19 protein-coding genes are annotated in these 20142 nt (G+C 31.4%); 14 read left to right on the top strand and 5 right to left on the bottom strand.

What is annotated here, in order from left to right:
• Positions 1–119 precede the first annotated feature (119 nt).
• Positions 120–1223: a Glu/Leu/Phe/Val dehydrogenase dimerization domain-containing protein gene (locus Q0828_RS10785; protein WP_298420449.1), complete on the bottom strand. Its 1104-nt coding sequence runs from the start codon at positions 1221–1223 to the stop codon at positions 120–122.
• Between the two features lie 137 nt (positions 1224–1360).
• Here Q0828_RS10785 and Q0828_RS10780 point away from each other — a divergent pair, with 137 nt between their 5' ends.
• Both Q0828_RS10780 and Q0828_RS10775 read left to right on the top strand, forming a co-directional pair.
• On the top strand, positions 1361–3115 hold the full coding sequence (locus Q0828_RS10780) for an ABC transporter ATP-binding protein (protein ID WP_298420448.1): 1755 nt from the start codon (positions 1361–1363) through the stop codon (positions 3113–3115).
• 79 nt (positions 3116–3194) lie between these two features.
• Positions 3195–3572: a PUR family DNA/RNA-binding protein gene (locus Q0828_RS10775; RefSeq protein ID WP_298420446.1), complete on the top strand. Its 378-nt coding sequence runs from the start codon at positions 3195–3197 to the stop codon at positions 3570–3572.
• Positions 3573–3708: 136 nt separating this feature from the next.
• On the opposite strand, the gene Q0828_RS10770 is transcribed toward Q0828_RS10775, so the two are convergent.
• Positions 3709–3882, bottom strand: a complete 174-nt coding sequence (locus Q0828_RS10770; protein WP_298420444.1) for a hypothetical protein — start codon at positions 3880–3882, stop codon at positions 3709–3711.
• A 246-nt stretch (positions 3883–4128) separates the two neighbouring features.
• Positions 4129–4482, bottom strand: coding sequence for a 4Fe-4S dicluster domain-containing protein (locus tag Q0828_RS10765; protein ID WP_298420442.1), 354 nt, complete (start codon positions 4480–4482; stop codon positions 4129–4131).
• A 138-nt stretch (positions 4483–4620) separates the two neighbouring features.
• Between Q0828_RS10765 and Q0828_RS10760 the strand changes: the two genes are divergently transcribed.
• From Q0828_RS10760 to Q0828_RS10740, 5 genes are all read left to right on the top strand, one after another.
• A complete protein-coding gene (locus tag Q0828_RS10760; RefSeq protein WP_298420440.1) occupies positions 4621–5688 on the top strand; it encodes an acyl-CoA reductase in 1068 nt (355 codons plus the stop codon).
• A 31-nt stretch (positions 5689–5719) separates the two neighbouring features.
• Entirely contained in the window at positions 5720–6460 is a 741-nt protein-coding gene (locus Q0828_RS10755) for a hypothetical protein (protein ID WP_298420438.1), read from the top strand.
• A gap of 138 nt (positions 6461–6598) precedes the next feature.
• Positions 6599–7663, top strand: a complete 1065-nt coding sequence (gene serC / locus Q0828_RS10750) for a 3-phosphoserine/phosphohydroxythreonine transaminase (protein WP_298420436.1) — start codon at positions 6599–6601, stop codon at positions 7661–7663.
• Between the two features lie 48 nt (positions 7664–7711).
• Positions 7712–8671, top strand: a complete 960-nt coding sequence (locus Q0828_RS10745) for a D-2-hydroxyacid dehydrogenase (protein WP_298420434.1) — start codon at positions 7712–7714, stop codon at positions 8669–8671.
• Between the two features lie 190 nt (positions 8672–8861).
• Positions 8862–9527: a DUF937 domain-containing protein gene (locus tag Q0828_RS10740; RefSeq protein ID WP_298420432.1), complete on the top strand. Its 666-nt coding sequence runs from the start codon at positions 8862–8864 to the stop codon at positions 9525–9527.
• Between the two features lie 298 nt (positions 9528–9825).
• Here the strand turns inward: Q0828_RS10740 and Q0828_RS10735 are convergent, their stop codons facing one another.
• Positions 9826–10515 carry a hypothetical protein gene (locus Q0828_RS10735; RefSeq protein ID WP_298420431.1) on the bottom strand — a complete coding sequence of 230 codons (690 nt, stop codon included), beginning with the start codon at positions 10513–10515 and terminating at the stop codon, positions 9826–9828.
• 32 nt (positions 10516–10547) lie between these two features.
• A complete protein-coding gene (locus tag Q0828_RS10730; RefSeq protein WP_298420429.1) occupies positions 10548–11150 on the bottom strand; it encodes a sigma-70 family RNA polymerase sigma factor in 603 nt (200 codons plus the stop codon).
• 144 nt (positions 11151–11294) lie between these two features.
• Between Q0828_RS10730 and Q0828_RS10725 the strand changes: the two genes are divergently transcribed.
• From Q0828_RS10725 to Q0828_RS10695, 7 genes are all read left to right on the top strand, one after another.
• A complete protein-coding gene (locus Q0828_RS10725) occupies positions 11295–11903 on the top strand; it encodes a hypothetical protein (RefSeq protein ID WP_298420427.1) in 609 nt (202 codons plus the stop codon).
• 27 nt (positions 11904–11930) lie between these two features.
• A complete protein-coding gene (locus Q0828_RS10720; RefSeq protein WP_298420425.1) occupies positions 11931–13904 on the top strand; it encodes a T9SS type A sorting domain-containing protein in 1974 nt (657 codons plus the stop codon).
• Positions 13905–14015: 111 nt separating this feature from the next.
• Positions 14016–15569 (top strand): T9SS type A sorting domain-containing protein, encoded by a 1554-nt coding sequence (locus tag Q0828_RS10715; protein ID WP_298420423.1) that lies wholly within the window; start codon positions 14016–14018, stop codon positions 15567–15569.
• Positions 15570–15571: 2 nt separating this feature from the next.
• Positions 15572–18493 carry a CHAT domain-containing tetratricopeptide repeat protein gene (locus tag Q0828_RS10710; protein ID WP_298420422.1) on the top strand — a complete coding sequence of 974 codons (2922 nt, stop codon included), beginning with the start codon at positions 15572–15574 and terminating at the stop codon, positions 18491–18493.
• Positions 18494–18630: 137 nt separating this feature from the next.
• Complete coding sequence (locus Q0828_RS10705) at positions 18631–19062, top strand: DUF6146 family protein (RefSeq protein WP_298420420.1); 432 nt, start codon at positions 18631–18633, stop codon at positions 19060–19062.
• Positions 19063–19101: 39 nt separating this feature from the next.
• The gene (locus tag Q0828_RS10700) at positions 19102–19629 is read left to right on the top strand and encodes a DUF6787 family protein (RefSeq protein WP_298420418.1); all 528 of its coding nucleotides are present in this window, start codon (positions 19102–19104) and stop codon (positions 19627–19629) included.
• Positions 19630–19778: 149 nt separating this feature from the next.
• Positions 19779–20111, top strand: a complete 333-nt coding sequence (locus Q0828_RS10695) for a hypothetical protein (protein WP_298420416.1) — start codon at positions 19779–19781, stop codon at positions 20109–20111.
• Positions 20112–20142: the final 31 nt, after the last annotated feature.

Raw genomic sequence — 20142 nt, 5'->3', positions numbered from 1 at the left:
TTAGTTCAACTTATAACTTTATGTATATCTCTTTACAAAGCTTAAGTTTCACCAAAATGAAAGGCGAAAAGATTACATCCTTTCGCCCCGCAAAAATATAATTATTTTGAATAAAGTAACTATTTATTAGCTTCTTTTTTTCTAGCTTCTATTCTATCTAATGCAATGTTTAATGCAGAATTGTGTGTTGTAGAATTATTTACTTCTGAATGTGTAAATATTTCTAAAGTTGTATTGTAGATATTTTCGGTTTTACGCATAATCTCTGTTTTCCCATATCCTTCCAACTCAGCGTATACGTTAATGATTCCTCCTGCGTTAATTAAGAAGTCTGGCGCGTAAGCAATTTCTCTTTCACGTAACATAGCTCCGTGTTTTACTTCGTCTGCTAATTGATTGTTAGCTGCCCCGGCAATTACCTTTGCTTTTAGCTTGTTAATACTATTATCATTTATAGTTGCTCCTAAAGCACAAGGTGCATAAATATCCATTTCTTCTGAATAAATATCTTCACCTCTGTAAATTTCGGCTCCGTATGCTTTGCTTACTACTTGTAAACGTTCTTCATTAATGTCGGCAATAATTACTTTTGCACCTTCGTTAGACAAATGCTCCACCAATGCTTCTCCAACATGTCCAATTCCTTGAACGTATACTTTTTTATCTTCTAAAACATCTGAACCAAATTTATATTTAGCAGCAGCTTTCATTCCCATAAAAACTCCGTATGCAGTAATAGGTGAAGGATTTCCTGCACCACCTCTTGATTCTGAAATTCCAGTTACGTATGGAGTTACATCTCGTACTAAATCCATATCAGCAGTTTCCATTCCTATATCTTCTGCAGTAATGTAACGTCCACTTAATGAATGTACAAACTCACCAAATCTTTTCATTAATTCAGGAGTCTTTTGTGTTTTAGCGTCTCCAATAATAACCGCTTTTCCCCCACCAAGATTTAAACCTGTTATTGCTGATTTAAACGTCATTCCACGTGATAAACGAAGTACATCATTTAGGGCTTCCCATTCATTCTTATATTGCCACATTCGGGTTCCTCCCAAAGCAGGTCCTAAAACTGTGTTATGTATTCCTATTATTGCTTTTAATCCTGTATCTTTGTCATTACAAAAAACAACTTGTTCGTGGTTATCAAAAGATAACTGACCAAATACTGGATCTACCTTGTGTAATTCATTTATGTGTATAACGTCTGTAACCATGTATATTATATTAGATTATACTATCTATAAAAAATAGAGTGCAAAAATAGTGATAATTAAAAAATATGCAATAAACTTGTTGTTAAAATGAATATTTTTCAAAAGAATTCAAAGAAAACCCTTGCTAATTTAGGAAAATGAAAGAATTACAGTATTTAAATAAATATTTTGCAAAGTATAAAGGACGCTTACTTTTAGGAATATTAATTACAGTTATTGCACAAATTTTTGCACTTTTTGCCCCAAAACTTATTGGAAACTCACTTACAGTAGTCGATAAATACATTCAAAAAGAAATTACAGATATCGCATTTGTGGAAGATGAGTTATTTATGAATATCTTAATTTTGATAGGTGCCGCTGCTTTGGCAAGTTTTTTTACTTTTTTAATGCGACAAACTATTATCAATATTTCACGCTATGTAGAATATGATTTAAAGAATGAAGTATATCAGCAATATCAAAACCTGTCTACTAATTTTTACAAAAAGAACCGTACAGGTGATTTAATGAATCGTATTAGTGAAGATGTTGGAAAGGTTCGTATGTATGCTGGACCAGCAATTATGTATAGTATTCGTACAATCACGCTATTTGCTTGTTTAATTCCGTTAATGTTTATTACAGCTCCAAAAGTTGCTATTTATACCTTAGTTCCACTTCCAATATTATCATTTTTAATTTACAAATTAAGTAAAGCCATTCAAAAACGAAGCGCTATTGTACAACAGTTTCTTTCAAAATTATCCACATTTACACAAGAATCTTTTTCAGGTGTTTCTGTGATAAAAGCATACGGAATAGAACCACAAACCAAACAAACCTTTAACGCTATGGCAATTGAAGGAAAGCAAAAAAGTATGGATTTGGTAAAAGTAAATGCTTGGTTTTTTCCAATGATGATTTTACTGATTGGTGCTAGTAATATTTTAGTAATATACATTGGTGGACAACAATATATTAATGGCGCGATAGAATTTGGTGTACTAGCCGAATTTATTATGTATGTAAATATGCTTACTTGGCCTGTAGCTACGATTGGTTGGGTAACTTCCATTGTACAACAAGCTGAAGTTTCTCAGAAACGTATCAATGAATTTTTAAAAGTACTTCCTGAAATTCAAAATGAAGTTACAGAAATAACACCAATCATTGGAAATATTGAATTTAAAGATGTTTCATTTACCTATGATGATACAAATATTACTGCATTAAAAAACATTTCATTTTCTTTAAAATCTGGAGAAACACTTGCTATTATTGGAAAAACAGGATCAGGGAAAACAACTATTTTAGATTTAATTAGTAGAATGTATGATATAGAAAAAGGCAGCATTCGAATTGATGGAAATGCATTAAAACAGTTAAACTTAAATAGTTTACGAAATGCTATCAGTATTGTTCCGCAAGATGCTTTTCTGTTTTCTGAAACAATTAAAGATAATATCAAGTTTGGAAAAGAAGATGCAACTGATGATGAAGTTGCAGCTGCTGCAAAATTTGCGTCTGTTCATAAAAACATTATCGGATTCAAAAAAGGTTATGATACTATTTTAGGAGAACGAGGTGTTACCTTAAGTGGTGGACAAAAACAACGTGTTTCTATTGCACGTGCTGTTATAAAAGATCCTAATATATTATTGCTAGATGATTGTTTATCTGCTGTTGACACCGAAACAGAAGAAGAAATTTTATCTAACATTGAACGTATGACTAAAGATAAAACAACAATTATCGTAAGTCATCGAATTTCGTCAGCAAAAAATGCAGATAAGATCATTGTATTAGATGACGGACATATTATTCAAAATGGAAGCTACAGTACTCTGATAGAACAAGATGGCTATTTTAAAGAACTCTATTTGAAACAGCTTTCAGAAAAAGATTTGTAAGATTTTGTTGTTCAGTTAATTTTTTTTTTTCATTTTTGAGGGAGATTAACAAACAACTAAATTTTAGAAAAAAGGGATTATGAGTGAAAAAGAATTATTAGAGAAAGAAGAAATTTTCTCTAAAGTATTGAGGGCAGGAAGGAGAACTTATTTCTTTGATGTCAGAGCTACCAAGGCTGGCGACTATTACCTAACCATTACTGAAAGTAAAAAGTTTACTAACGACGACGGATCTTTCCATTACAAAAAACACAAAATTTATTTATACAAAGAAGATTTTGCAGCATTCTCAGAAATATTAGGAGAAATGACAGCTTATATTGTAGATGAAAAAGGTGAAGAAGTAATTTCTGAACGTCATCAAAAAGACTTCAAAAGAGAGTATGTAACCGAAGATAATCAAGGTGGAGACGCTGCTTCAGGAAGTTTTACAGATGTAAATTTCGAAGATATATAAACAATTAACAACCAACCCAAAACCAAAAAAAGCCACTTTTATGTTATCATAAGTGGCTTTTTGCTTTTTATAGAATATTAATTCAATATAAGATTACCCATATACTCCTCATATATGAATCAACATTCATCATATACTACTTTTCCATCTCATAACAATTACCCGAGCCTGTACAAGAACCACCACAAGTTCTTAAACATTGAAAATACGTTGGATTATTAAATGGTGTACCTGTAGCTCCAATAATAAGTTGTTGTTCTTTTTTCGAAATTGCTTTTGCGCCTTTTAAATTTTTCAAGTTTTTTAACATGATATAAAGTTTTAAATTAATTATTTATGCCAATTTAAGCACCAAATAAACACATGTACAACTGATATCACCTTAAATCATCTAATTTAAGTAAGTCACAACTAAAGTATAGATTTTCCATTGTAACATAAACAAAATCATCAATAACAAAAAAGCCACTTCACAGTAACGTGAGTGGCTTTCTAGTTTTTCAGTATAAAAAAATTAATTTTTCAACATTGATAATTCATAACTCTGAATTACAAATTAACCTTCAGGATGCATAAAGGCTTGTTTTCCTAATAGTTCTTCTTCTGTTTCTACAATATCTTCGTCAGGTACACAACAGTCTACAGGACATACCGCAGCACATTGTGGTTCTTCATGAAATCCTTTACATTCTGTACACTTATCTGGAGATATATAATAAATTTCGTCAGAAATTGGTTCTTGCGCTTCGTCTGCATTCACTTCTTTTCCATCAGGAAGTACAACACTTCCTTTCAAAGAAGTTCCATCAGAATAACGCCAATCATCTGCTCCTTCATATATAGCTGTATTTGGGCACTCTGGCTCACAGGCTCCACAATTGATGCATTCGTCAGTTATAATTATTGCCATTATTTTTTCTTTTCGTTTACAATCTTGTTATCAACTACCACTAATGCGGTAAAAGTTTTATAAATTCGCCAAAAACAAATTTTGGTGTAATTTTAGTTTTACAAAAATAACGCCAAAACTATTCATAAACAAATTCAGATGGCTTTAGCAGAAAGAATTAACGCTTTTATAAAATTAGGTGACTTTTTATCACAATTTTCAACCGAAAATCCACAACCTGACTTTTCAATAAATCTTAATGATCCATTTTTTGATGGAATGAAGCATCAACTTAAGCTTACACAAGAAAGTAATCGCTGGTTTACAAAAGAAAATCTTCGCTTTGCTATCGGTAATTGGGCAAAAGCATTGCAACAAGAAAATCTAGAAAACTGGACAAAAAAGTATCAACTTCAAGGTGTTTCTACTAAAAAAGTTGCCATCATCATGGCTGGAAATATTCCACTTGTAGGCTTTCATGATTTTTTATCTGTGTTAATTTCTGGTCATGAAGTATTAGTAAAACAATCTTCAAATGATAAGCATCTACTTCCCTACTTAGCTAAATATTTAGAACATGTTGAACCAAGTTTTAAAGGAAAAATTACATTTACACAAGAAAAATTAGAAGGATTTGATGCTGTTATAGCTACTGGTAGTAACAATACGGCTCGTTATTTTGAATATTATTTTAAAGGCAAACCCAATATTATTCGCAAAAACAGAAATTCTGTTGCCATTCTTACTGGAAACGAAACAGCAGCGCAGCTTACAGATTTAAGCGACGATATTTTTACTTATTTCGGCTTAGGTTGTAGAAGTGTTTCTAAAGTATTTGTTCCAAAAGATTATGATTTTCAAAATTTCTTTGGCGGAATGTACAACAAAAGTGACGTTATGAATAGTGCAAAATATGCAAACAACTATGATTATAATAAAGCTGTATATTTAATGAGTTTGTTTGATATTTTAGAAAATGGTTTTTTAATGATTAAAGAAGATGAAAAATATGCTTCTCCTATTGCAACTGTTTTTTATGAATATTATGACGATTTAAATTCATTACAAGAAAAATTACATGCTGACGCTGAAAACATACAATGTATTGTAGCTGATGTAAACATAGAAAATCAAATCGCTTTTGGACAAACGCAACATCCTGAATTACATGATTATGCTGATGGTGTTGATACACTTACTTTTTTAACAAATTTAGATAGTAATTGAAAAAATTACATCTACGCAAGCTATAACCACAATGAAAGTCTTTCAAAAAATACGTCAACAACTCCTAAAAGATAGTAAACTCAGAAAATACTTGGCGTATGCGGTTGGTGAAATTATTCTTGTAGTTGTGGGAATTCTGCTTGCATTACAAATTGATGGTTGGAAAGCACAACAAGAGGTTAATGAGCATGAATACAATATACTTCAAAACTTACACAGAGATTTATCTGCCACTAAAGACGAACTAGAAAGAGACGTAAAAGCAAATAAAATATCTAAATCAAACCTAGAAATTGCACTTGATCATCTTAACAAAAATACGGTATATACCTCAGCAATGGACACCTTATTTCCTGCTATTGCAAACTGGGAAAGTCCATTACCTACTTTTGTTACTTATGAAATTTTTAAAATTGAAGGTATCCGTATTATTCAAAGTAAAGAGATAAAAGAAGGCGTTATAAAATTTCACGAATCAACACTTGGTTTTATTATAAATGATTATGATAAAGCAGAATGGTCATTATTTGAAAATGTAACCTTACCGTTTATTACTGAGCATTTAAGTTATTTACTAGAAGGCGAAACTGTAGCTTTGAAACCTAATAACTATGATGAACTCTCAAAAGATTCGAAGTTTAGAAATATACTAACTCTTTCTATGGCAATGCGAGGTAAAGGATTGGCTTTTTACGAAACATCAATCAAAGAACTCAACGAATTGCTCTTACTCATAGAAAATGAAATTGAAAAAAATGATTATCATGAATAAATTAGTGCTGATAAAAGATGCTAAAAATGAATTATCTGTACTACTCTCATAAAATATTTAGCAAATTCATAACAACAATTCGTTCATAATTTAGGAACTTTGCATTCAAATTAATTACTACAACACACAACATATACAATGAAAAAACACAACTTTAGCGCAGGACCATGCATCTTACCGCAAGAAGTACTACAAAAAGCTTCTGAAGCCGTTTTAAACTTTAATGATGATAATCTTTCTTTAATTGAAATTTCACACAGAAGCAAACCTTTTGTAGCTGTAATGGAAAAAGCCCGTAGCTTGGCATTAGAGTTATTAGGATTGGAAGGAAAAGGATACAAAGCACTCTTTTTACAAGGTGGTGCAAGTACTCAATTTTTAATGACAGCGTACAACTTATTAAATACAAAAGCTGCTTATTTAAACACAGGAACCTGGAGTACTAAATCGATTAAAGAAGCGAATCTTTTTGGAGAAGTTGTAGAAGTCGGTTCTTCTAAAGACAAAGGTTTTACATACATTCCTAAAGGATTTGAAATTCCTTCAGATGCGGACTATTTCCATTGTACAAGTAATAATACCATTTTTGGAACACAAATGAAGCGCTTTCCCGAAACAAACGTTCCGTTGGTTTGCGATATGAGTTCTGATATCTTTTCACGTCAGTTAGATTTTTCAAAATTTGATTTAATCTACGCTGGAGCACAGAAAAATATGGGTCCAGCCGGAGCTACTTTAGTAATTGTAAAAGAAGAAATTTTAGGAAAAGTGAACAGAACTATTCCTTCAATGCTAGATTATAACGTACATATTGGAAAAGATAGTATGTTCAATACGCCACCTGTATTTCCAGTATACGTTTCGATGTTAACCTTAGAATGGTTGAAAAACTTGGGAGGAATTGCTGCTATTGAAAAAATCAACGAGCAAAAGTCTGCATTACTTTACAATGAAATAGACAGAAACCCATTATTTAATGGTGTAGTAGCTACAGAAGATAGAAGTCATATGAATGTAACATTCACACTAACAGACGAATCGTTAAAAGAAACATTTGACACTATGTGGACTGAGGCAGGAATCAATGGACTAAACGGTCACAGAAGTGTTGGCGGTTATCGTGCTTCTATGTACAATGCACTTCCTTTAGAAAGTGTACAAGTTTTAGTTGATGTAATGCAAGCTCTCGAAAGTAAAGCTTAATACAAAACAACTTTCAATCATTTAATCTTTGAATATTTAAATTAAATCATGAAAATATTAGCAAACGATGGAATCTCTCAAAGCGGAGTTGATGCGCTTGAAAAAGACGGATTCGAAGTAATTACTACAAAAGTTGCCCAAGAACAATTAATCAATTACATCAATAAAAACCAAATAAATGTACTTTTGGTTAGAAGTGCAACGAAAGTTCGTAAAGATATCATTGATGCCTGCGAAAGTATAAAAATCATTGGTCGTGGTGGTGTCGGAATGGACAATATTGATGTTGAATATGCACGTTCTAAAGAAATTCATGTTATCAATACACCAGCTGCTTCTTCTAGTTCTGTAGCTGAGTTAGTATTTGCTCATTTATTTAATGGTGTTCGTTTCGTATTTGACTCTAACAGAAACATGCCATTAGAAGGCGATTCTCGTTTTAAAGACTTGAAAAAAGCATATGCTAAAGGAACTGAATTGCGTGGAAAAACATTAGGAATTATTGGTTTTGGACGTATTGGTCGTGAAGTAGCTAAAATTGCTTTAGGGTTAGGGATGAGAGTTATTGCATCTGACAAATTCATTAGCAAAGCAACCGTAAAGGTAGATTTCTATAATGGACAATTTATCAATGTTGAAATTGATACTGAACCTATGGAAGATGTTTTACAACATTCAGACTTTATAACATTACACGTTCCAGCACAGAAAGATTATATTATTGGTAAGAAGGAATTCGGATTAATGAAAAATGGTGCCGGAATTGTAAATGCAGCACGCGGTGGTGTAATTGATGAAGTAGCTTTAATTAATGCTTTAGATTCAGACAAGCTAGCTTTTGCAGGATTAGATGTATTTGAAAATGAACCAACACCTGCTATCAAGGTATTAATGAACCCGAACGTGTCTTTAACTCCACATATTGGAGCTGCAACTAACGAAGCACAAGACCGAATTGGTTTAGAATTGGCTTCTCAAATTACAGCAATATTGAAAACTGAAAAATAAAACTCAGTTCATATATACAACCTAAAAGCACTCAAAACGAGTGCTTTTTTTGTTTTTAATCGGATAAAGAAACGCTTCATCTGATATTTATGCATTTTGACAATTAACATAAAAAACATATATGCATACTTAAAGTCTTACAGAATATTACTATCTTGTTAACATATTAACAATAAATATTATTTGTAAAATGTCTGGAATTTTAGATTTATTAAATAGTGATTTGGGGAAACAAATCATTGGCGGTGTGAGTAATGAAGTGGGACAAGATCAAAACAAAACAGCTTCAGTATTAAGTATGGCGTTACCTGTACTTATGGGAGCAATGAAAAGAAATGCAAGTTCACCTGAAGGTGCAGAAGGATTAAATAGAGCTTTAGAAAGTAAACACAACGGAAGTATTCTAGATAACTTAGGAAGCCTTTTTGGAGGTGGTGTTGACCAAGAAGTAAAAGATGATGGAGATGGAATCCTAGGTCACGTACTTGGAGATCGTCGTCAAAATGTTGAAAATGCAATCAGTAAGCAATCTGGAATGGATGCATCTTCAATTGGAAACATCTTAAAAGTTGCTGCTCCAATCTTAATGGGAGTATTAGGAAAGCAAAAACAACAACAAAACGTTCAAAGTTCTGGTGGTATTGGAGATTTACTTGGTGGTTTACTAGGTGGCGGACAAAACCAACAACAGCAACAAGGACAACAAGGATTCATTGAAGCAATATTAGATGCTGATAATGATGGTAGCGTTATTGATGATATCGCTGGAATGTTCCTAGGTGGCGACAAAAAAGGAAACGGAAATAGCGGAGGCGGACTTGGCGGATTGCTAGGTGGTCTTTTCGGAGGAAAATAATAATCCTTACATAACACAAATACGAAAGCATTGACGAAAGTTGATGCTTTTTTATTTTACACAAATGATCCGTGATTTATAAAAGACGACTTACTTTCTTTTATCACTTTCTTAATTCTTATTAATTTCAATCATATTAATTTTATAAAACTGATCGTATGTTAGAAAAACTTAAAAATTTCGAAATTCAAAATTGTCAATGCATTTATGGAGGTGATCATGGTGACGACGACGGAGTGCCACCAGATAATTTTTAACAATAATCATGTCCTAGCGAACTTCTGTTCGCTTTATCTTTTTATAGGAGTATTATTAACGCTTCCGCTTTTTTATACTTATACGACTTACTAGCAATAATTTGTTGTAAAACTTCTTTTGCTTTCTCTTTCTGATTTACATCAAGATATGCCAATGCCAATGCCCAATTAGCTTCTTCTTGAATCGTTTTCGTTTGTCTAGCTTCTATTAAATAATTAATTGCTTTTTCTGGAGAAGAAGGTGTTTTTTGTAAATAACATAAAGCTATATTATAACTAGCAAACCCTTGTATTTTTCCTGAAGTAATAATAGTTTTCCAACGTTCAATACTTTTATCATATTGTTGTGTTTTATACGCTTCAATAGCTTGTAAAACTTGCGCATCCACTACAGAATCACCACGTGTTACAACTGCATGATTATCAATAGTAATTAAATTTTCAATAGAATTCTTCACAAAGCTATCATAACTAGACATTGTGGTTGTAATAATTCCATAAGTTACAATTCCAAAAACACACGCAATCATAGCTGCTATGGCAAGTTTTGAAAGTCTAAAAACTGGTTTCTTTTGTATAGATTCCTTGTCAATATTATAATCTTCTTTCAAACGTTGCGCCCATTTTTTTCGTTTATCACGATCAAACTTAGCCTGAATCAATGTTTCACTAATTGATTCAAGTTCATCTGCTGACAATTCTTCTCCTTCTGTATATTTCTTATGTTGCATATACTTCTATATCGTGCAAATACGATCTATGATTAGTGTTTATAATGTTTTAAAAAATAGGAACGTAATGTTTCTAAGCATCGTTGTTTTTGTTTTCGTAAAGCAGCATCAGATTTCCCTAATGTTTCTGCAAGTTCCTTTAAGGTGATTTTTTTATAATAAAAATTTTCCAACAACTTACTACACTTTTCACCTAGTCCTTTCCATGCGATATCTAAATAATCTAAAATTACATCGTCAATCTCTTCATACTCATCTTCTACCCTATTATCTTCTTGTATTTCTGATAATTTATTCTTTTTCTTAAATGCATCTGTTAAAAACTGACCAGCCATTTGTGTAAACAAAAAGCGCATGTTATAATATGTGATTTTTCCCTCAAGCAATCTTCTCCTAAACTTAAGCATAGCGTCCATAGTAGCGTCATACGCCATAGCGTTGTCTGCATTATAACGACGCATTAAATAAGCGATTGTTTCTTCAAACTGAGCTAAAAATATTTTTTCAAACAAATCTTCATCTCCTTTTTGCATTGCTTGAAGCATTTCATCAAACTCCTCTTCTTTCAGTCCAAAATTTTGATTCGCATTCGCGCGATTTTTCTCAGTATTATTTTCGGTAGGTTGATGCTTCATAATTCTCTATAAAACTAAAGAAAAAAAGTGGTCATCGGTAGTATAAATAAAAAATTACGGTGATGTGACTAAAAAAAATGTCACGTTTGATTTTTACGATGGTTATATGACAAATACAATCTATTAATCATTAACATTTATTTTATGAAAACCACAAAAATTTTATTTTTACTCGTTTGCATGATCTTTTTAGCATGTACAAATGACACTACTGACAATTTAAAAAACAATACTAGAGATGAACAGAACAGTAACCTTAGTCAGCGTCTTAATCCATATGAAATATCGCAATTAATAATTTATTGGCTTCCGCTAGAAGGAACAAAACACTATGAAAACGGTATCTATACAGGAAGTACTTGTTTTAATTTAGGCTACTGTGATTTTACTCCTATCAATTCAGATATCGAAGATTTCCAATTAACTGATGAGCATGGCGGAACTCCTGTATATTTCTCTTTAATTGATGAAAATCATTTACAGGTGCAAATACTTCGCGAACCTACTCCTTTTGAAGAAATACAAGATGGAATTAACATGCTTAGCGGTTCAGACATTACTGCAGAGGAGTTATACGAATTATTTAAAACAAGAATAAATATAGAAGGAGAACTATACATAGGTCAAGAAATTTCACAATTACTTCTTCCCGACACTGATGTTCAAGAAATTACTATTCTTCCAGGAGCATATCCTATTGATTATTCCAATAGTGAATATGGTGAATTTGTTGTTGAAATTACACAAAATTAATCTGTCACATCTTAAATTTAAACAATTATGAAAAAAGAAATATGCCTATTATTTTTACTGATATTCGCAACATTCACTGTACACGCACAAGGTCCTTGTTGCAACCCTACAAATAGTATTATTGTAAATGGAGATTTTAGCAATGCAAGTTGTAAACTAAATCCTTTTGTAAATAACTGTGTACAAAACTGGGTAAGTCCAGATGGCACACCAAGTTTAATAGATTATAATGGTACAAGATCTGCATGGATGTGGTCTGTAGAAGGTGTTGGAGAAGCTATTGCTTCTCGTGTAAATTTTGAACGAGGAGTTACCTATAATATTTGTTTTAGAATCAAAACTGGCGATCGTAACACAAATGATCCAAATGTTGCCAATCTTGCTACATTTAATCTTGTTGCAACTAATAATATTGGAAATGTAACAGCAACTCCTAATGGAGATATTATCTATCAAGACACTATGGGATCATATTTATATAATTGGACAACTGTAACCGTACAATACACTCCTACTGCTGATTATGAACGCCTCTGGATTTTTCCATATATGGCACAACCAAGACTCAATGGACTTAGTCAGGCAGAAATGACGATAGACGACATTATTGTTTCAGAGCATATAAATATTGTTGTTGATCCAAATCCTTTAGTAATGGAAAACGATTATTGTGAAAGTGATGCAATAGTACCATTAAATGTTCCTTCAAATGTATTAGATTATCAATGGGAAATTTCAGAAATCACTGCTGGTGGACTTGTTACACAATACACATCTCCTTCAGCTGTTGGTCCTGCACCTCTAATAAATCTAAAAACCTTGTGGAATGGTTTTCAAGCTGGAAAACAATATCGTGTTACACTTATTTACGACGATGACTGTGGAAACACCTATCCATACTATTATGATTTTTCTATAAAAGAAGAAATCAACAAATTTGAAGATATTACACTACAATGCGGACAATCATTTGACATTAGTCAGTTTGACTTTATAGATCCATGTAGTGGTCAAATTTTAGCCATTGAAGATATGATTACCAATACTTCGTATCCTCCAAATGCGCCTTTGTCATTATCTCAAGATGCGTTACTAAAAGTTACCTATCCTGATTGTTGTATATTATATTTAAATATTAGAATTCAAAAAGAAGAAGAAATCGTGAGAGAATTTTGTCCTTCAAAAGATGGTAAACTACTAATTGAAGCTTGCGGAAATGGTAGTGGTGGTTATTACGATTATTATGTAAATAATACTGCCATTCGCACAACTGACCCTTCTATGTGGGTTTCCTATGTACCAGGCAATTCATATTCAGTAAGCTATACTTCTCCACAAGGCTGTATCTGTACTGTTGTGTACAAATTAGCCGAACCTGTAGTACAAAATGTATATGCAACTTGGTGTGCTGGTACTACAAGTTTTGATTTATCAACTATTATTGATCCTAATTGTCAACAAAATATTGATGGTTTTAAACTTGTTAATAATGCTACAGGACAAACATTTACAAATTTAACCTTGACTGATCCAAATGGCGGATATGATATTTTTGGAAATGGTGGAAATGGCGATTTATTATGTTTAACATACACTAGCTTTGAAGGAAGCTGTACAAAATGCATCACAAATATTACATTACGCTTTTACAATGGAAACTGTGCCAATGTCCCAGTTCCTGTGTATTGTAGTTTTAAAAGAGAAGCTCCATACATTAACGGAGATATAGGGAAATTTGAAAAAGAAAAAATGAATAATAATGTATATCCGAATCCTTCAAACGGAAACTATACGGTAACTCTTGATCCTATGCATGCTGAAAAAGTGAAAACATTTTCTATTACAGTTAAAGACATTTCTGGAAAAACAATTCTAAACGAAAAAGCAATTAATGCTACTGCAGCATATGGTTTAGATATTTCTAAATATACATCAGGAATTTACTTTTTATCAATTGAATTTGGCTCTAAAAAAGAAGTCAAAAAATTAATCAAAAAGTAATTTTCAATCAATAAGGTATCACATAATCTATAAATAGGTTATGTGATATTTGATTGTTTATTTAATAGCTAAAGAATTGCAATATTTTATCTAATTTTTAAAAAAATAAACATGAAAAAAACACATAATTTAATAATCACATCTTTTGTTTGGATGTGTTTTATAATTTCTGGATATGCACAATTCAATCCAATAGTAAATCCTATTATAAACAATAATGGAGTTGTTACATTTGATGTTGAAAAAGCTGGGAACAACACACATGTATTCACCATATTTGGTGATGGAACATTTAGTACGCAAAATGAACCAACTCATATATTTGATCATCATCCAAATGGGTTAACATATACAAATGAGATGTATTTTGCCAAAGCATATGATCCGCATTTACCACCAAAAAGAATTGTTCAAATAACACCTAACAACATAACTGGAAATCCAAATACACAATTAAATCCAATCATTAATATGACTGGAAATATTGATCTAATGACAAGTTGGGCAACAGCAAGCGGTTATCAAAATTTTTACATAATCGCTTTTAAAAACACAACAAGTCAAACTATTTCAAATGGTTTTATCGAATTTTCATATAACACAGATGATATACAAGTAGATACTTCAGAAATAAAAGTACTCCAAGGTTGGGCAAGTCAACAAGCTCAACCATCATCAATATTATCTACTGGACATTACAATCAAAAATTAACTTGGTCGTTTACTAGCTTAGATGTTGATGAAGTGCGTTATATATACGTTCCAGCTACCACATTACGAATGGTTGGAGATAAACTTGATTTAGAAGTAAAATATGCTGCTAATGGAATAGAAACTACAAGCCAAAAAAAGCTTATAACACGTAGATATCCGCACGACCCTAATTTTAAAATTGTAAATAAAGACTGTATTAAAGCTAGCTTGAATGATCAACAAGAACTTGTCTATACCGTTGGTTTTTTTAATGATGGTGAAAATTATGCAAAAGATGTATATGTAAAAGATATATTGCAATCTTCTTTAGTAGGAGACAAAATTGCAGTGATTGATTATGAAGTGCAACCTACTTGGCATGAAGAAAGAGGCTCTGCTTTTTTTAATTTCCTAAATATAAACCTCCCAGGAACAAACCAGATAATACCTGGAACCTACCAAACAAGACCAATTGAATATTCTTATGATCAGGCATCTACGTATTTTTCTTTTAAAATTTGCACAAAAACAAATCTGACTGATTGTATTCTAAATACAGCAAGTATTGTATTTGATTCACAACCTATATTTTACACAAATACTTCAAAAATTTGTATCACAGTTGATTGTATGGATTATGATATTTGTGGAGAGCACAATAGAAGTCAAACTCAATTGCCTTTACAACTTATACAACCAATAGAATCAGATGATTTAGATTTTAATATATATCCAAATCCTGCGTCTAGTGAAGTTAATATTCAAATAAACTTTAACACAAAAAAAACTTCAGAGTTTAGTATTGAACTTAGAGATTATTCTGGGAAAATTATAGAAGAACTTTTCATAAATCAACATGATTCAACTATCTTTAAAAAGAGTTTTAATATACAACATATGCCAAGTGGTTTGTATTTTATGACTTTAAAAACCTCCGAAAGTCAACACACAAAAAAGATAATTAAATATTGAATTTGAAATTCGAAATTAAACAACTAAAAATTATATTCACGTTGTATGTACTTGTTTGCTCAGTATACATTGGGAAATCGCAGGATATACAACGTGATACTATTTTTGCAAAACAATTATTAATTAAAGTAGATTCGCTTACTGAAGAAGGTAAATATAAAGAATCTAATACACTAGCATTACAAACGGTTTCAATATTACAAAAAGCAGAAAAATGGACACTTTGGTTTAAAGCTCATAAAGCAATTTTTTATAACTTTTATTATGCTAAAGATACTAATTCTTGTATTCCTATTATAAAAAAAGGGATTGCGCAACTTCCAGATTCTGAAGTAAAAATACATGGAGAAATGCAGTTCATTTTAGGGTTTTGTTACAATGCAACCGGTCGTATTTTTGATAGTTTAGACGCTTATAAACAAAATTTAAAAAATTCCAAAAAAGCAAAAGACACTTTGATGATAAATTTGGCATATGGAAATATAAGTCAAATTTACACTCAGCTAGGTGAATACCAAAAAGTGATTCCTTATTTAAAAGGTGGTATCGAATATGGAAAATCTATCAATGATTCTATTATTGTTTGGAAAAACTTAAAAGCCTTAGGTGATGCCTATCTCTTTCTCAAAAATTTAAAAAAGGCACAAGAAACATATAAAAGTGCACAAAAAATCATCGATAATAAAGATGGTACATTTGAGTTGTACGAAGCTGAAATATTATATAAATTAGAAGAATATGAAAAAGCATTAGTGACTGCAAAAAAAACACTTTTAATCACTGAAAAGTGTAAAAAAGAAGCTTCCAAAAATCAACAGTATTGTATTACTAATTTTAATACTGTGAGCATATTACTTGGCGATATTTATGCAAAGCTTGGTAAACATAAAAAAGCACTTGACCTATATAAGCAAAGTATAAATCATATTAAAGAAGAAGGTAATTTACGTGAAATTGGAAAAGTACAACTCTCAATTGGAGATACTTACAAGGCATTAAAAAAGTATGACAAAGCGTTAGCAAATCATCAAAAAGCACTGCAAACTTTTATTCCTGATTTTACAGAAAATGATCCTTCCATAAATCCTTCGCAAGAGTTATGGACCTTAGAAATTTGGTTGATGGAAATATTTAAAAGTAAAGGCGATTGTTATATTGAAATGTATCATGATTTTAAAAATGAAGCTTGGTTACATAAAGCAATTGAAAACTATAACCTTGCGATTACCTTTGGTGAAAAAATTCGATTAAACTATACAGAAACAAACTCTAAATTACTGTTGGGTTCGCATACGAATACTTTTTACAAAGATCTCATCAAGGCAAAACTAATCTTGCATAAACGCACTAAAGATGACACATACATAGCTGAAGCATTCCAAATAGCACAAAGAGCCAATGCATTTGTTTTACGTGAATTGGTAAACGAACAAGCTGCTTTAAAAGCTGCAGGAATTCCTATGGATAAAATTGATTTATTTCAAAATCATAGAAAACAAATTGCAACACTTGACGAAAAAATTGAATATTCAGAAAACAAAGATTCATTGCAAAATGTACTTGTGACTAAAAAAGAAGCATTTCAAGAATTGAAAGATTTGATTGCAATAAACTATCCTAAGTTTACCAAACTTCGCAACGATTTAGAAGGAATTTCTGTAAAAGAAGTTCAACACAATTTAAATTCAAATACGTTATTTCTTAAATATTTTTTTGGAAAGGAAAGCATATATGTATTTTCAATTTCGAAAGAAAAGTTTTTTATAGATCAAATTAAATTACCAGAAAATTTTCAAGAATTAATTGATACTTACAGACAATCGTTAAGTGATATTGTATATATAAACAACAATCTTAATCTTGCTGAAAAACAATACTTGCAAACAGCATTTGAACTTTATAAAACAATTTTAGAAAAACCACTAAGTCATTATCGAAACAATACTAAAATTCAACAACTTACTGTTATCCCTGATGGTGTTTTACATACAATTCCGTTTCAAACATTACTAACCAATAAAAGTGATTCGTGGATACGTTTGGACAATGCTATTGTAAAGAAATACGCTGTTAGCTATCATTATTTTTCAAAAATGTTAGTACAAAGTCCTGAAGAATTAAGACGTACCAATAAATTTACTTCTTTTGGTTTAGAGTTAGATGAAACTACATTAGAATATTTACAAACAGTTACAAAAGATAGTCTTCACAACAATTTGACTGCTGAAAATCTACGAAATGGTTTATTTTCCAAACTTAGCTTTTCAGATGATGAAGCACTACAACTCGCCACATTAATGCATGGAAAATCATGGACTAATGAACAAGCAACCAAAACTAATTTCATTGAAAACGCAACAAATTCCACTAGTATTCATCTAGCTACACATGCATTGGTAAATACTCAAAACCCGAATATTTCTGCATTGATTTTCACTAAAACTACTGATAACAACAGTAATTTATTAAGTTTGAACGAGATTTACAATCATAACTTTAACTCTAGCATGATTACACTAAGCGCCTGTAATACAGGATTTGGAAAATATCAAAAAGGAGAAGGTTTGCAAAGTTTAGCACGCGCATTCAATTTTTCAAACGTACCTAGTGTTACGGCAACTTTATGGAGTATTCCCGATGCTTCTTCTGCTAGTATTATGAAATTGTACTATACAAATTTAAAACAAGGAATGTCTAAAAGCGTTGCGTTGCAAAAAGCACAATTAGAATATTTACAAAATGATGAAATCAGCAGTCCAGCTTCCAGATTGCCTTTCTATTGGGCAGCTTGGACACATATTGGCATGGATGAAGCCATAACATTTCAGCCAGAAAATAACTATATAAACTACTTTACAATCGCTTTTATATGTATACTCGTATTTGCTGTTGTTTTATGGTTTAAAAAAACGCGTCAGTCGTAGCTTTTATACTTTACTAAATATTGCTTAAAAAATCTTAATCACTCAAAAGTACTCGTTACGAACTCATATGTATCGTTCACTTGTTATGATAGGGCAGCTCTCAAAAAAATCGTACCTTTATACAAATTGAATTTTTTATGAAAAAAGTATTCATACTAATTGCTTGCGCAGGATTTGTCGTCTTTTCATGCGCCACACCAAAAAAAGCAATGACAAAAAAAACAGACGACACTACGCAAGTTTCCGATAGTATTCGTATCGCAGATGACGATGGTTATGAAATCATCATCTTCGAACCTGGTTTTACCGCTTGGATGGTTGCAAATGCACGACCACGACAGTACTATTCTAAACAATTTTTACGTACTCGTAATATTGTATATGTAACAGAATGGAATCAACGTGTTATTCAGCCGGGACGTTTTGATACAAGTTTGTATCAGCAAGAAATTAACTTTCGCCCAGGCGTTGACTATGGTTATGAAGTAAACTATCAATTGTATTATTACTTCATATATTTTCAACAAAGATACAATCAGAGATTGGCAGCATTTCAAGCTCGTTTATAATGTAGAAGTTGTGTATCTTTGTAAAAGTAAAATTTACACATGAAAGCATTTAAAGAACGTTGGGAAATCCAAAACAACTGGCAACTAACCTTTCCCTTTTTAGGAATTCTCGCGTTATTATATACAGCTTACCTTTTTTCAAAAAGAATTATTCGCAATTTTATAGACAGACAAGAGTACCGATGGCTTTATTATATCTTAGTGCTCATTGCTGTTAGTATACTTTTTTATATAATGCTACGCTTTTTTCTATGGTGTTTTAAAAAGCTAGAGAATAAATGGGTCACAACATATCGTTGGGAAATTATCACCATTTTTATTGTTTTCGCTTTAACAGGAACAAGCTCTGTAAGAGTAGCAAAACCTATACTAGAATTTATTGGTTTTACACGAACACTATTTCCTGATGGTTTTTTTGGCGGTTTCTTGTATTGGATTGTTAGAATCATTATAATTTTACCAATCTATCAAATACTACTAATCATTTTTGGGACTCTTTTGGGGCAATTCAAATTTTTCTGGGAATTTGAAAAGAAAATGCTCAGACGTATGCGAATTATAAAATAAGTTTACTTCACTAAAAAACAGTACTTTTCATTATACAAATTGACGCTACTTTGTTAGATATCACTGTTTCTATAAAGTTAATTTTTTTAAACGTAATGCATTTAGTACTTTTGTTCTTTACTGGAACAAGTAAATTGTTCTTGACAAGTATGAAAATTATAATCAATATAAAAGAAATTTGCATTGCTTCATTGTTAGTCATAACATTGGCGCTACCATCTTTTATACAGTTTTCTCATCAATTATTAGAAAACCACGATATCATTACATGTCATGAACAAAAGGCACATATTCATGAAAACAATTTACATTGTGACTCATGTGATTATCATTTTTCTAACTTCATATATGAAGCTATAGATCTTCCTGAATTACAAGTGCCTCCAATTATTTCAGAAACTACATTAGGGTCAACTACTCAATTATGTTATGATTTACCGCGTACAAATACGCAATTACGTGCACCTCCTACTCTTTCTTAAGAAAAGCAAAACAACTTTTTATTTTTAATTA

Source organism: uncultured Kordia sp., from assembly GCF_947496985.1.
Classification (GTDB): Bacteria; Bacteroidota; Bacteroidia; order Flavobacteriales; family Flavobacteriaceae; genus Kordia.
The sequence above is the reverse complement of the archived record's forward strand: the minus strand, read 5'-3'. Positions and strand labels throughout refer to the sequence as shown.